The sequence below is a fragment of the Fodinibius salicampi genome, assembly GCF_039545095.1.
GTDB lineage: Bacteria > Bacteroidota > Rhodothermia > Balneolales > Balneolaceae > Fodinibius > Fodinibius salicampi.
Genome location: NZ_BAABRS010000001.1, coordinates 782764 through 796154 on the forward strand (window position 1 = coordinate 782764; position 13391 = coordinate 796154).

The 13391-nt window shown below is 41.3% G+C and carries 14 protein-coding genes; 5 read left to right on the forward strand and 9 right to left on the reverse strand.

Annotated elements, in window-relative coordinates; translation table 11 throughout:
* On the reverse strand, positions 1–699 hold the full coding sequence (locus tag ABEB05_RS03215; protein WP_265787466.1) for a NuoI/complex I 23 kDa subunit family protein: 699 nt from the start codon (positions 697–699) through the stop codon (positions 1–3).
* Positions 700–789: 90 nt separating this feature from the next.
* Positions 790–2100 carry a ribosome biogenesis GTPase Der gene (gene der, locus ABEB05_RS03220; RefSeq protein ID WP_265787468.1) on the reverse strand — a complete coding sequence of 437 codons (1311 nt, stop codon included), beginning with the start codon at positions 2098–2100 and terminating at the stop codon, positions 790–792.
* A 187-nt stretch (positions 2101–2287) separates the two neighbouring features.
* On the opposite strand from der, the gene ABEB05_RS03225 reads away from it, so the two are divergent.
* The 5 genes from ABEB05_RS03225 (at position 2288) to ABEB05_RS03245 (ending at position 6846) form a co-directional block, all read left to right on the forward strand.
* Positions 2288–2425 (forward strand): hypothetical protein, encoded by a 138-nt coding sequence (locus ABEB05_RS03225; RefSeq protein WP_345694230.1) that lies wholly within the window; start codon positions 2288–2290, stop codon positions 2423–2425.
* 121 nt (positions 2426–2546) lie between these two features.
* Positions 2547–3179 carry a thymidine kinase gene (locus tag ABEB05_RS03230; protein WP_265787472.1) on the forward strand — a complete coding sequence of 211 codons (633 nt, stop codon included), beginning with the start codon at positions 2547–2549 and terminating at the stop codon, positions 3177–3179.
* 8 nt (positions 3180–3187) lie between these two features.
* The gene (locus ABEB05_RS03235) at positions 3188–4522 is read left to right on the forward strand and encodes a NupC/NupG family nucleoside CNT transporter (protein WP_265787474.1); all 1335 of its coding nucleotides are present in this window, start codon (positions 3188–3190) and stop codon (positions 4520–4522) included.
* Position 4523: 1 nt separating this feature from the next.
* Complete coding sequence (locus tag ABEB05_RS03240) at positions 4524–5459, forward strand: peptidylprolyl isomerase (RefSeq protein ID WP_265787476.1); 936 nt, start codon at positions 4524–4526, stop codon at positions 5457–5459.
* Positions 5452–6846: a peptidylprolyl isomerase gene (locus ABEB05_RS03245; protein WP_265787478.1), complete on the forward strand. Its 1395-nt coding sequence runs from the start codon at positions 5452–5454 to the stop codon at positions 6844–6846. The genes ABEB05_RS03240 and ABEB05_RS03245 overlap by 8 nt, the downstream gene beginning before the upstream one ends.
* A gap of 160 nt (positions 6847–7006) precedes the next feature.
* On the opposite strand, the gene ABEB05_RS03250 is transcribed toward ABEB05_RS03245, so the two are convergent.
* From ABEB05_RS03250 to ABEB05_RS03280, 7 genes are all read right to left on the reverse strand, one after another.
* The gene (locus ABEB05_RS03250; protein ID WP_265787480.1) at positions 7007–8026 is read right to left on the reverse strand and encodes a S66 peptidase family protein; all 1020 of its coding nucleotides are present in this window, start codon (positions 8024–8026) and stop codon (positions 7007–7009) included.
* A 6-nt stretch (positions 8027–8032) separates the two neighbouring features.
* Positions 8033–8620, reverse strand: coding sequence for a nicotinate (nicotinamide) nucleotide adenylyltransferase (gene nadD / locus ABEB05_RS03255; RefSeq protein ID WP_265787482.1), 588 nt, complete (start codon positions 8618–8620; stop codon positions 8033–8035).
* 5 nt (positions 8621–8625) lie between these two features.
* Entirely contained in the window at positions 8626–9507 is an 882-nt protein-coding gene (locus ABEB05_RS03260) for an outer membrane protein assembly factor BamD (protein WP_265787484.1), read from the reverse strand.
* Between the two features lie 17 nt (positions 9508–9524).
* Positions 9525–10517: a polyprenyl synthetase family protein gene (locus ABEB05_RS03265; protein ID WP_265787486.1), complete on the reverse strand. Its 993-nt coding sequence runs from the start codon at positions 10515–10517 to the stop codon at positions 9525–9527.
* Positions 10518–10571: 54 nt separating this feature from the next.
* Positions 10572–11603, reverse strand: coding sequence for a type 2 isopentenyl-diphosphate Delta-isomerase (fni, locus tag ABEB05_RS03270; protein ID WP_265787488.1), 1032 nt, complete (start codon positions 11601–11603; stop codon positions 10572–10574).
* A 188-nt stretch (positions 11604–11791) separates the two neighbouring features.
* Complete coding sequence (locus ABEB05_RS03275) at positions 11792–12559, reverse strand: M15 family metallopeptidase (RefSeq protein ID WP_265787491.1); 768 nt, start codon at positions 12557–12559, stop codon at positions 11792–11794.
* Positions 12560–12617: 58 nt separating this feature from the next.
* Entirely contained in the window at positions 12618–13331 is a 714-nt protein-coding gene (locus ABEB05_RS03280; RefSeq protein ID WP_265787493.1) for an SH3 domain-containing protein, read from the reverse strand.
* Positions 13332–13391 lie beyond the last annotated feature (60 nt).

A 13391-nucleotide genomic window follows, 5' to 3' on the forward strand; every position in this document is an offset into this window, starting at 1 on the left:
CTACCGTTCCCAATGAGATTTGGCTTCCACATTATCGTTATGCTCTTGTTGTTCTAGCATATCAACAAGAGAAAGGCCGGAATTAAATTCCCGATCACGGTCGCGGACAGAATGAATATTGTTTTCTTCCTGAAAATCCCAGAACTGTCCAAATTGATTGTTTTTATATTCCCGAAGAAAATCAAGCCGTTCTTTCAGGTCCTCTTTGGGAACGAGTAGCCGTTCTTTATCGTAAATAGCCTCTTCCCTTGATTCAAATACAATATCATAGTCTTTGCTCATTACAATGGCTTCCTCGGGACAGACTTCTTCACAATAACCACAGTAAATACAACGCAGCATATTAATTTCAAAGAAGTCCGGATATCGCTCTTTAGGATCCTCTTCATCCTCATTAGCCTGCATACTAATTGCCAGTGGCGGACAAGCCCGGGCACAGAGTCCGCATGCCACGCATCGTTCTTTCCCATCATCCTCAACCAAAACCGGTCTTCCGCGAAAGATAGAAGGCGGATTCCACTTTTCCTCGGGATAACGAAGCGTAGTTTTGGGCAAAAACATTTGCTTAAGAGTATACCACAGCGCCTTAAATATTTCCGGCAGATATAAATTTTCTAAAAAAGATAAATCCCGCTCGCGCTCAAAGTTTTTGTTAAGCGCATTTGCCCGCGGTTGCTCTAAATTTTGTGGTGTCGGCATTTTTTCTATCTGTTAGTAGTAATTATTGCTCAACGTAATGTCGTCGGAAAAATAACTGATTCAGTGATTCACTTCAAAGGTTAAATCAGTTTATTTTTGTTTAAATCTCAGTGTTATTGGAACCCCCTGAAATCCAAATTCTTTGCGTATCTCGTTTTCAATATAACGCCTGTAATTGGCGGGTAGTTCTTCCGGGATATTCATAAAAAATACGAACACCGGGGGATCTGATTTAACCTGCGTGGCATACTTTATTTTCAACGCAACTCCCCGGCGCATCGGTAATGGCTTGCGTTTCAGAATACGCTCCATAAAGTCATTGAGCTTAGGTGTGCTTACCGTTCTTTTCCGCTCCTGCAGTACAATATCAGCAGTTTTTATGACTTTGTATATTCGCTGGCCGCTCAAAGCCGAGGCTGAAACAATAGGTACATAATCCATCATGGGAACTTTATCGTACACATATTCCTCAAATTCTTTGTGAATATTTGAGTCCTTTTCCGGCACTAAGTCCCACTTATTGAGCACAATGACAATACCTTTGTTGTAGTTTTCAGCCTCACGGAGGATATGTTTATCCTGTGCCTCAAAACCTCGCATAGCATCCAACATTAGAATAGCTACATCACATTCCTTCAAGGCTCTGTCGGTGCGAACTGTGCTGTAAAATTCTATATTCTCCTTGACCTTGCGTTTTTTGCGAAGGCCCGCTGTATCGATCAGTATATAGTCTTTCCCATCAAAGCTAAGCTTACTGTTGATGGAGTCGCGTGTTGTTCCGGGGATATCTGTAACAATACAACGCTCATCCTTAAGTAAGGAGTTAATAAAACTACTTTTCCCTACATTCGGCCTCCCCACTACGGCCAGTTTGGGGATATCTGGTTCCTGATCTTCCTTTTCTTCCGGTAACAGAGTTACCAGACGATCTAACAGATCTCCGGTTCCCCTCCCGTTAATAGCAGAAATCGGATGCATTTCTTCGAATCCCAATTCATAGAATTCTGCAGCATTGAGGGTGCGTTCATCATTATCCGCTTTATTGGGTACCAATAATACCGGGGTTTCCTGATCCTCTCTGAGCATGCGGGCTACCGACTTATCAAGACTGGTCATTCCGGCCTCGCAATCCACCACAAATAAAATTACATCTGATTCATCTATGGCAATATGAACCTGTTCACGGATACCTGCAGTCATTATATCAGTTTCATCCGGCTGATACCCTCCTGTATCAATTACATTAAAGGTTCGTCCGTTCCAAAATGATTCACCGTAGTGACGATCACGGGTAACCCCGTACTCATCATCGACGATGGCCTTTCTGCTGCCAATAAGGCGATTAAATATAGTGGACTTACCAACATTGGGTCGCCCTACAATTGATACTACCGGATGCATGTGGACTTTATTCTAAATTTATATGATATTGTATTTTATTGGTGGAAAATAACGAATTAACGGATCAAAGTAGAGCGAAAACTCAATGCTGCAAACCTTTTATAACAATTTTGGATTCCTGGGATCTATTTCGATAGCATTTCTTATTTTCCTAGTCTTTATATTCTGGTTAGCAGGTATTGCGGGTGTGTCTCAGCTTAAGGACGGGCGATCCAAAAACATAAAGCTTATTATTTCTATCCTCTTCCCTCCCTTTCCTATTGCATGGCTTTTCTGGGACATGTATTCCCAAAGTCAGTATATGAAGGAAGAAGATATCCATTAAATTTCCATGTCTGCAGTTCGTTTGGAAATGGATCGATATTCTCTTTTTAATTTTGGTTAGACACGAATATATTCCATGCTTTATTAGGTATCTATGGAATATTCTTATCAAACTATGATTTATGCTAAATGAACCCTCTTATATACCCGATAAAATTGGATGGATAGAGGTTGTCTGCGGTGGTATGTTCAGTGGAAAAACAGAAGAGCTTATCCGCAGGGCTAAACGGGCACATATTGCCGGACAAAAGGTCGTGGTTGTTAAACCTAAAGTCGATAATAGATACAGCGAGGAGGATATTGTTTCCCATAACGAAACCACTCTCCCCGGTCTTATTGTAGACACAGCTGACCAGATAGTGTTATTGACGGGCGATGCCCAGGTCGTCTGTATTGATGAAGCCCAGTTTTTTGACAAGCAGCTGATCAACGTAGCAAATACACTCGCAAATGATGGGAAACGTGTAATTATAGCTGGTTTGGATATGGATTTTGAGGGCCGACCGTTCGAGCCAATGCCCCAGCTATTGGCAATTGCAGAATATGTTACTAAACTTCATGCCATCTGTGCGGAAAGCGGTACTATGGCTCACTATTCACAGCGTGTTGTTGAAAATGAAGAGCGTGTGCTTGTGGGCGAAACGGATGCCTACGAACCCCGGGCCCGCCATTGTTTCCGCCCCCCTGTCGATAAGAGACGGGGTACTCCGGTTAAGCCTATCACCAAGAAGAAAAATAACAGTAATAAAGATTAGATAAAGATATGATCGATATCCTCCGTGGAATGATCGGAATGGTGGCCATTGTAGGCATCGCTTATGCATTCAGTAAAAACAAAAAGGAAATTAACTGGCAGCTGGTTGGTACCGGATTTGGAATACAGTTTATTCTGGCAGTTTTTATTCTTAAAGGTCGGGATATGGCTGAGTATTGGGCTCCTTTGGGATGGCCCAAAGAATTTTTTAGCTGGGTATCCTCCTTTTTTGTAATAGTATTGGATTTCACCACAGAGGGAGCTGAATTTATATTCGGAGATCTGGCTTTAAGTCCCGGTATGGAAAACAGTATGGGTAACTTTTTTGCATTCCAGGTGTTGCCTACCATCATCTTTTTTGCTTCACTTACCGCTATATTATATCACTATGGTATCCTGCAGCGACTTGTTCAATATATGGCTAAAGGAATGCAGAAGCTGATGGGGACTTCTGGAGCTGAATCCCTTTCGGTTATTTCAAATATATTTGTAGGGCAAACTGAGGCACCGTTGGTGGTAGAACCCTATATTAAAAAAATGACAAAGTCTGAGCTTCTGGCCGTAATGACCGGGGGAATGGCAACTATAGCGGGCGGTGTAATGGCGGCTTATGTACAAATGCTTGGAAATGCCTATGCGCAGGCACATGAAGTATCTCTGGATGTAGGACGACTAATGTTCGCTGAACAGCTGCTGGGAGCCAGTCTGATGGCAGCTCCAGCGGCCTTGGTCATAGCCAAAATAATTTTTCCTGAGGTGGATAAACCAGCTACGTCTGGTGATGTTAGTATTAAAGTAGAACAAACTGACGCCAACGGAATTGATGCGGCAGCAAGTGGAGCCACTACCGGACTGAAATTAGCGGCCAATGTTGGAGCTATGTTGCTTGCTTTTATAGCTTTATTGGCTATGGGGAACTACTTTCTTGAAAGTTTTGGTGACCTCACAGGATTAAATTCTGTTATACCGGAAGAGAGTTTGCGCATTGAAACTATTTTGGGATGGATTCTGGCCCCCGTCACTTTTATTATTGGGGTTCCCTGGGCTGATGCCGTTAATATGGGTTCCCTTTTGGGTACCAAAGTGGTACTTAATGAATTTGTAGCGTATCTTCAGATGTCAGAAATGGTAGAGAATGCCGTGTTATCCCAAAAAACTATTACTATGGCTACATTTGCGCTGTGTGGTTTTGCAAATTTCTCATCCATTGCTATTCAAATTGGGGGGATCGGTGGATTGGCTCCCAGCAGAAAGTCAGAGCTGGCTCAATTTGGTCTAATCGCGGTATTAGCAGGTACTTTAGCGAACTTAATGACAGCAACGATTGCTGGAATGCTATACTAACATGATTCTTTTTAAGCACTCTTTCAAAATATTTTTATTCATTGGTGTAACTGCTGTAGTTATTGCTTCCTGTGAGCAGTCCTATATAGAAAGCCAACAGGAAGAAAGTAATTTAGCGCGGGTCGGCAATCAATATTTAACGCTCCAGGAGGCTAAAAAACAAATTCCTGCTTTTGTTTATAAGGAAGATAGCATCCAGGCCTTACAGCAGTTCCGTGAACAGTGGATACAGCGACAGCTTATGCAGAATCAAGCTGAGGAGCTGGGAGTTTCGGAAGAAGAATCTGTTCAACAAAAAATCCAGCGGGCCAAGGAAGAGGTCATTCAGGAAGCGCTGCGTTCCTATATAATTAAAACTGAGGTAGATACCACAATTTCTGAACAGGAAGCTTTGAATTACTTCGAGCAAAACAAAGCCCATTTTGTGCTTGAAGAACCTTATGTTCAATTCAGGCATCTTCGAACACCGAATGTAGAAGATGCCCGGGGCGCAAAACAAGCATTACGAGATGAGCTTCCCTGGACAGAAGTGGCGGATAGTTTTAGTACCAGTCCTGAACAGGCAATTCGGAATGCAGAACGACACTTTCCTATTTCTATGGCCCTGAATGAAATTGAAGTCATGAACCGCTATCTCCAAAACATGAATGTTGGAGAAATTTCAGCGATTCAGCGGGAAGATGGAGATTATCACTTCGTACAACTAATAGATAAGCGTGGACAAGGAGAGCATCCTGATCCCGAGTGGATTATGGATAAAATCAAAAGCTGGATCATCCTCAATAAAAGACAGCGAAAATTCAGTTCCTACCTTAAGAATCTTTATCTTAAGGCCGAATCGAATAATGAAATAGAGACTTACGACGTTATACCAACGGAAACTAATTATAATAATACGACTGCAGATACCCTTGAAAGTACCTCAACAGATGAATAAGCCTTTATATACATTCTCTTTTATCCTTTTATTGTTTTTAATTCCCCTTTTCGGATTCGCACAACAAGCGCCTGAAGAATCTGTGGATAAAATTGTCGCTGTTGTCAATGACCATATCATTCTCAAATCGGACGTTGACGAACAGGTACAGCAGTACATGTTTCAAATGCAGCAGCAAAACCAACAGATCTCTTTCGGGGAAGATATTTGGTATGCTGTGCTGCAGAATATCGTGGATCGTAATATCATGTTGGATCAGGCTGCTATTGACTCAATAACGGTAACTAACCAACAAGTAAATCAACGAATTGATCAGCGCATCGATCAGTCTGTTCAACAATTGGGCAGTGAACAGGCTTTGGAAGAGCAAATGGGAAAAAGTATCGTTCAGATACGCGCTGACTTACGTGAAAATTATCGCGAACAAATGATTGTTCAGCGCTTTCAGCAACAGAAACGCGAAGAGGTAGATATCACTCGTCCTGAGGTTAAAGAATTTTACGAAAGTATTCCCAAAGATTCTTTGCCGGTTATTCCAGAACAAGTTGGGATCTCACAAATTGTCATTGAGCCCCCTACACTTGAAAACGCCCGGCAGGAAGCACTTTCCCTGGCCAAGCAGCTGCGGGACTCTGTTCTAAATCACGGAAAAACCATTGAAGAACTGGCCAAAAGACACAGCGATGGCCCTTCCGCTTCGGATGGCGGAAAGCTCCCGCTCATATCCCTCGACGAATTGGTTCCGGAGTATTCGGCCGCAGCGGCTGCCCTGGAGCCAGGAGAAATTTCTGAAGTAGTGGAAACCTCTTTCGGTTTTCACGTTATACGCCTGAATAAGAGAGTAGGCGATCAAATAGATACTAATCATATTCTTATTTCTATTGATGAAGATAGCTATGATAATCAGGCGGCCATAGACCGCTTGAATGAATTGCGGGATTCTTTGCGGACTAATGAAGATGTTACTTTCTCTGAATTGGCCCGTGAATATTCAGATGATCCCAATACAGCATCACAAGGCGGTCGTATATTGAACCCGCAAACCGGACAGCGTTTGCTTACACTTGAAGAGCTCGATCCGGCCCTATACAGGATTGTACTGTTACTGGATGAAGAAGGCGATATTTCAGAACCCAAATCTTTTCAGCTTGGTAACAGCAACAATTCCAGGCGCGCCTATCGAATTGTCCGTTTGGATCAACACGTTCCGGAACATGTTGCCAACCTTGAGCAGGATTACCAGCGAATTAAACAAGTAGCCCTGCAGGAGAAACAGCAAGAACATATCCAAGATCTTATTAGCGAATTACGGCAGGAAATGTACGTAGAATATAAGATCCCAATTCCCGATCGTTATGAAGATCCGGAAGAAGATCCTATGCTTTAAAAAGGATTAACTTTTCTAACAGATGTAATATTGTCAGAAGCCTTGGTTTGTTCATTTAAACTGAGGCTTCGTTTTTTTGTACTTGCCAGTCAAATAATGGTATTGTATATATGACAAGTATTAGCCCCAGTGGTGCCGTATTATAAACATTTTTCAAGTACTATGAGAGGGTATCTTCCAGAAATGAAATGCTTCCCTCCTGCACATTAATCTCAGCTTGTATTCCTATCGGAAGGGTCAGCATATGATCAATATGTCCGATAGGAGCACCCGAAAAAGCTGGTATCTGCAAGGGCTTGATATGTTTGTCAATAATTTCTTTAAGTGAAAATCCATAAGGTTGTGATTCATCACAAGCAGTACACTGCCCCAGGATAAATCCCGATATCTGGTCTAAAATTCCGCTTAGTTTGAGCTGAGTAAGCATCCGATCAATTCGGTAAACATCTTCTCCTACATCTTCAATAAAAAGAATGTTGTTATTAAAGTCCGGTAAGTAATCGGATCCGATCATTGCTGTAAGAACGGTTAAGTTGCCACCTAAAAGTCTCCCTTTTGCTGTGCCGGGGCTAACTATTCTATAAGAGTTATAGCTCTCTGAAAGTCTCTCATTTACGAATAGAGTATGCTCACCTCTGTTTCCCGTTACTTTACGAAAATGATCGGTGGTAAAGTGTGTCCATATTGATTTTGCGACGGGACCGTGAAAGGTCACTAATCCGGTTTTAGCATAAATAGAAAGTAGCAGTGATGTTATATCACTAAAGCCTATGAGCGCTTTAGGATGATCCTTAATTATTTGATAATCAATTTTATCAAGGATGCGATTGCATCCCCAGCCGCCACGAAATGGAAGAATCGCTTTTACAGAAGGGTCAGCAAACATTGTATTAAGATCTTCAGCACGTTGATCATCCGTACCGGCCAGATATCCATGTTTTTCCCTTGCATGCTTCCCCTCCTTAACCTTATATCCCATTTGCCGAATGGTTTGAATAACTTTATCGTAATCCTCATCTTCACCAATAATTCCCGCAGGACTAATAAGGCCAATGGTATCGCCGACATTAAGTGGTTTAGGCTTGATCTGTTGAGGAGATTTTGAAAGGGTCCATCCTGTACTTAAAGCCGGCATTACTGTGCCCAAACTAAGCGTCTCTATAAATCTTTTTCTATCCATGGGCCATTATTTATACAATTTTCGGTCCAGGATAAATTCTTCTACTCTGGTTGGCACCAGACCATCTATTTTTTCGCCTTTCCGAACTTTTTTCCTTATTTCTGTAGAGGAGATATCCATCGGTTCATGCGATACAAAATTAGTATTCTCTCGTATTTTATTATTTAGTTTTTTGACATCATAGGAAGGCCGGCGAGCAACCAACAGTTCACAGTATTTCAAAATTTCTTCCCATTGGTGCCAACTTTCAAAATCTATAAGGGAATCCTCTCCCATGCACAGGAAAAAACGCTTATTTTTAAACGTTTTTTTTAATTCCCTAAGGGTTTTTACGGTATAGTATGGGGGTCTGAGCTGTTGCTCAAAATTGCTTACTTTGGCATTTTTTACATCTGCAAAAGCAAGCTGTAACATTTCAAATCGGAGATTATAACTAGTTTTCTCCTCTCGCTGCTTATGAGGCGATTCGGGAGTAAGCATAACCCACAATTCGGATATATGGGACGCATTTAGAAAAGACTCGGCAATGGATATATGTCCCCTGTGTATGGGATCAAAACTTCCCCCAAAAATTCCTACAGCCGTTTCACTCAAAGCCATTATCTTGAGCTTCCGGTGCTGGTATCATCAACATCAAGCGAATCTTCTTGTTGAGCCCCTTCTGGATTCTCTTCCAGATTGGCAAGGGCTGCCCGGGCCTCATCAACGTGATCCTCTGCTTCAGAGCGGTATTTCCCGTCCGGGAAAAGCTGGATGAATGTTTCATAAGCCTCAACTGCAGATTGATACCGCTCACGCTGTTTACTTGCAACACTTCGGTCAGCATAAGTTACATAGGTATCTATTTTGTCCACGAGTGCCCGCTGTGCCCATATAGACTCGGGATAATCATCGATAGTAAGATCATAATATACAATAGCCGCTTCATAGCGATCAGTTCTCAGATAAAGGTCTGCGGCATAGTAGAGCTTTTTAGCAAGCTTTGACCGAAGTTCTGTAATATATTTTGCGGCTTCATCTACCCTATCTGAATTCGGGTAGCGGGAATTATAGAGTCGAAATTTTTCAATAGCCGTACGGGTATGTTTTTGATCGAGCTTATAACGGGGACTTAATTTATAATAACTAATTGCCTCTTTAAATTGAGCATCCTCCCTCTTGTCACTTCTTGGATGAAGTGTAACATATCGGCTATATTCTGATGCTGCAAGCATATACCGTTCATCATTAAAGTAAGATTCAGCAAGATAATACTGAGCCTCCCGTCCGTACTCAGTACCGCGGCCAATTTGGATAACGGTCTCAAAAGCCTTAGCCGCATCTGAATAATCTCCGGATTGATACAGGCCCATTGCTTTTTTATATGCCACATCTATAGAATCTCCACGCTGTATTAGATTTTCATTCTTGCAGGAAATAAAAGCTGCTGCTAGAAATAAAATACAGACTAATCTTAGAAAATTTGATGATAATATATTCATACTTTGATTTATGGATTTCAAAATTCTCGAGATATTAACCGATTTAAAAAACTAATTAACTGATCTTTGTAAATAGATGACTCAAAGACACCTACAAGATTTAATGATTGTTGATAGTACTCTTTAATAGTAAGCCGGGTAGAATTAATTATATCCAGATTTTTATAAAGTTCCACCACTTGAGTCACATCGTTTTCGGAATTGTTTTTCTTCCTGAGGATATCCTGTAAGATTTTTGCCTGTTTATCATTACATCGTTGTAACGCAAGAAGGGACAGGTATGTTTTCTTACCCTCCATGATATCTCCGCCTCGTTGTTTCCCAAATTTTTCGGGATCGGCAATTACATCCAGCAAATCATCTTGTATCTGAAAGGCAATCCCCATCGTTTGTCCTATATCATAAAGTTGTTGCAAGATTTTCTCTTTTGCCCCTGCTACAGCCCCTCCAATAGCCAGTGAACCGCTAATGAGTGCAGCCGTTTTGCCCTCAATCATATGCAGATATTCATCAAGAGAAACTTTGATTCGATCTTCAAAATCGAGATCGTAAGCTTGACCCTCGCATACACTTTCTGCACTGTCTAAAAATATATCAATAATTTGTGCATACTGTTCCTTAGAATAGTTTCTGTTGCGGCCATAATACTGTAACTGCTTAAAAGCCTTTGCATACATGGCATCCCCGGCAAGGATAGCCGTATTGGCATCCCATTTTTTATATACACTGTCTTCTCCACGCCGTGTTTCGGCCGCGTCCATTATATCGTCGTGTAGCAATGTGAAATTATGAAGGAGTTCAAGAGCAATAGCTGCTGATAAAGCCTCTTGGGGTTCTCCACCGGCAATACCACAGCCTGTAAGCGTTAAGAATGGCCGTACACGCTTTCCCGGCAGGTCAAGAGTATAACGAACCGGATCATATAAGAGCCCCGGCGTATCCGGCAGGTTTAAAGCCGAAAGCCCCTCTTCAATAAGCGTCGATAACTGTTTATGTTCAGTAGTATGCACAGAAGGAAATCTAATTTTCTAAAAGGCCAAATATAAGCATTTTAGTGGAAGATGTTACCGGTCTCTACGCTTTAATTTCACATGCTTGGGTTTTAAGTCATCCAGTCGTTCACAGCCTAAAAGCGTAAGTATTATTGTCAATTGACGTTTCCAGTTCTTATACAGCTTTTTTAGGCCAGATTGACCGTCGTCGACAATAGCCTTGATAACCGGCTGGGCGGCAGCCGAAAAATCACTGCCCAGACAAATAGACTTGGCTATATCATGACTGGATCTAATGCCTCCGGAAGCGATAAGTTGAAAATCGAAATCTTTTTTTAGATCCGCTGTTTGGAGTAATGCTTCGGCTGAAGGAATCCCCCAGTCATTAAACGTATCCTGAGGATCACGATTACTTTTCCTCCTGTTCTCAACTTTGGCCCAGCTGGTACCACCTGCCCCTGCGATATCAATTACTCTTACTCCTTCGTCCAGCAGCCGCCGCGCGACTTCTGCTGAAATACCTGCTCCGGTTTCTTTAACAATTACAGGCAATTCACAATCCTCGACTAGTTGACCTATTCCACTTAAAATGCCTTTAAATGACCGGTCTCCTTCCGGTTGCATAAGTTCTTGAAGAGGATTCAAATGCACAATAACGGCATCTGCTTTAATAGAGGATATAAGTATCTCCACCTTTTCTTTTGCCAGCCCCCCTATTAACTGTGCGCCGCCAATATTTGATGCAATAAACGCATTAGGAGCCCGCTCGCGAACGATAGAAAAAGAGGAGATCGCTTCCGGATCTTCCAGCATAATACGCTGGCTTCCAACGCCAAACGGAAGATTATATTCCTCGCAAAATTCTGCAATAACAGCGTTGACGGCTCCGGCATCCGTATACCCTCCCGTCATTGATGAAATAAAAAGAGGAAAATCAAAAGTCCGATTCAAAAACGTTGCTTCGGTGGTAACGTCTTCCATATTGACTTCCGGGAGAGCGTTATGTATAAACCGGTATTGTTCAAATCCTGTGGCCTGTTTATAGTCCACCTTTCCAGAGGTAGTAAGATCTACATGGTCTTTTTTTCGCTGTTTAATGGTCATTAGCAGACCGCGATAGTTTCATTGATTATTAAATTCTTTTGATTAAGGTAGGTAAGTTAGCCGGAAAGCGAAAATATATCTAACTGATTATTAGTCATTAAAGCTAATTGATGATAGAAAAAATCCTTCTGCATAAAAATTATCGGAAAACCATTTTGCCATAAAGCTTTCGGGATCTACAAATTCCTTTATTCTTGTTTCATCTTGGATGAAATGCCATTCACGTAGTTTTTAACCATGTCAATTTCTTGAGATAAATTAGATCCTAAAAAACCAGTTATATCCTCATTGGATATATTTTTGTTATAGTATGCTAAATATTTTTTTGCCAGCGGCAGATAGGACCAATGCCATTTTTCCTCGTTGTATCCCGTACGACCATTTTGACTTTTGTCCGTATAAGGCTGATAAAAGCCAAAATCATTGGCGTGTTCTTGCAGCCATTCGTATTCTTTTTTTCCCTGTCCCTTTTCGAAATAACTGTTGTTTAAATTATTAAGATCGATATCAGTTCCCCAATGATGGCGGGAGGTCATTGGCATGGAGCTGTATTCCAGTATTTCAAGTGCTTTATCCAAATCGGAATCTGCTGATGAATTATTCCATTTTTGTTCCCAAATGGCTTTTTGATTACTAAAATTACGTGTCCCAGAAATAAGAGTAAATGTAACTCCATCAGCCTTGGCACTATCAACCATTGCTTTAAAAGCCTCATACGTTTTTTTGTGCAGGTATATTTCTTTTTTGACGTATTGCGGATCTACCTGTACAAAATCATCATGCGTGGTGAAATCAAATTGTCCGGTCACAAAATCATCGGAAACTTCAACCTTTAGCGTATCCTTTGAAGCGCTTTGAAGCGCTTCCTTGGCTTGAGCTTCTTGATTATTGGAGGAAGAGTTATCTGTACTACAACTTAGCATCAAAATAGGGAGCAAAAAATAGATCATTCTCATAAAAACTAAATACGTATATAAACTTAAACTGGGAATTAATATCTGGATGAATTAAAAACTACAATTCTTCTACAAATTTTCCATAAATCCAGCCGGTAATGTCATCAGTGGTTCGAATTTTATACCACTTTTCTCCACTCATGGCTTCAATATCATTTTTACTGATAGTAGCCTCCGTTGCACCATATTCGGGAGTAGAGAAAGATGCATGAACGGAGTCATTACGATCGTCAAGAATACTGAGAGCTTTGCCTCCTGGCAAACGTATCTTGTTTCCATTTTTAACAATAGTTATTTCACGTTTAAGGATCGCCTCTTTGCTATCACCCGTACTATATTGATCAAGGATTTGAACTTTTGTTCCCTTATTGGCAACTACGCCAGCCGACGGTGATTCAGTGGTATGATCACTTCGGATGATAACATTTGAGCCGGTCACCCGACCTTCTGTAGCCATATTATCTTTTGAAATTTGTTCTAACTTATCCTGGGCTTCGGACCGGAATTCTCCTTCCGGAAATTCTTTCAGGTATTTTTCAAATATCCCGGCGGTTGAATCCTCTTTGATAGATTCCCAATATCGGGTTTCGGCCCGTTTTTTTGCCTCTTCAATGTGCTCTCCCTTTGGATTGGCTTCTATATATTCCTGATATGCTTCGTAAGTATCCTCTTGTTGGGCATCTTCCCAAGTTGCAGAACTACAGCCTACCATGAGGCCCAGTCCCGCTAATGTCATCATAATTACAGAAATTCGAATAAATCTTACGTCCATGATATTATTACCTTTTTAAGAAAGTAGGTATTAATTTTATCTCTACTATCATTTTAATTA

Bases quoted from the DNA above. Each gene is read 5' to 3' on its own strand.
- ABEB05_RS03260 (WP_265787484.1), bottom strand. From the start codon at position 9,507: ATGAATATATTATCATCAAATTTTCTAAGATTAGTCTGTATTTTATTT.
- ABEB05_RS03275 (WP_265787491.1), bottom strand. From the start codon at position 12,559: ATGAGAATGATCTATTTTTTGCTCCCTATTTTGATGCTAAGTTGTAGT.
- ABEB05_RS03240 (WP_265787476.1), top strand. From the start codon at position 4,524: ATGATTCTTTTTAAGCACTCTTTCAAAATATTTTTATTCATTGGTGTA.
- ABEB05_RS03235 (WP_265787474.1), top strand. From the start codon at position 3,188: ATGATCGATATCCTCCGTGGAATGATCGGAATGGTGGCCATTGTAGGC.
- der (WP_265787468.1), bottom strand. From the start codon at position 2,100: ATGCATCCGGTAGTATCAATTGTAGGGCGACCCAATGTTGGTAAGTCC.
- ABEB05_RS03250 (WP_265787480.1), bottom strand. From the start codon at position 8,026: ATGGATAGAAAAAGATTTATAGAGACGCTTAGTTTGGGCACAGTAATG.
- fni (WP_265787488.1), bottom strand. From the start codon at position 11,603: ATGACCATTAAACAGCGAAAAAAAGACCATGTAGATCTTACTACCTCT.
- ABEB05_RS03215 (WP_265787466.1), bottom strand. From the start codon at position 699: ATGCCGACACCACAAAATTTAGAGCAACCGCGGGCAAATGCGCTTAAC.
- ABEB05_RS03280 (WP_265787493.1), bottom strand. From the start codon at position 13,331: ATGGACGTAAGATTTATTCGAATTTCTGTAATTATGATGACATTAGCG.
- ABEB05_RS03230 (WP_265787472.1), top strand. From the start codon at position 2,547: ATGCTAAATGAACCCTCTTATATACCCGATAAAATTGGATGGATAGAG.
- ABEB05_RS03245 (WP_265787478.1), top strand. From the start codon at position 5,452: ATGAATAAGCCTTTATATACATTCTCTTTTATCCTTTTATTGTTTTTA.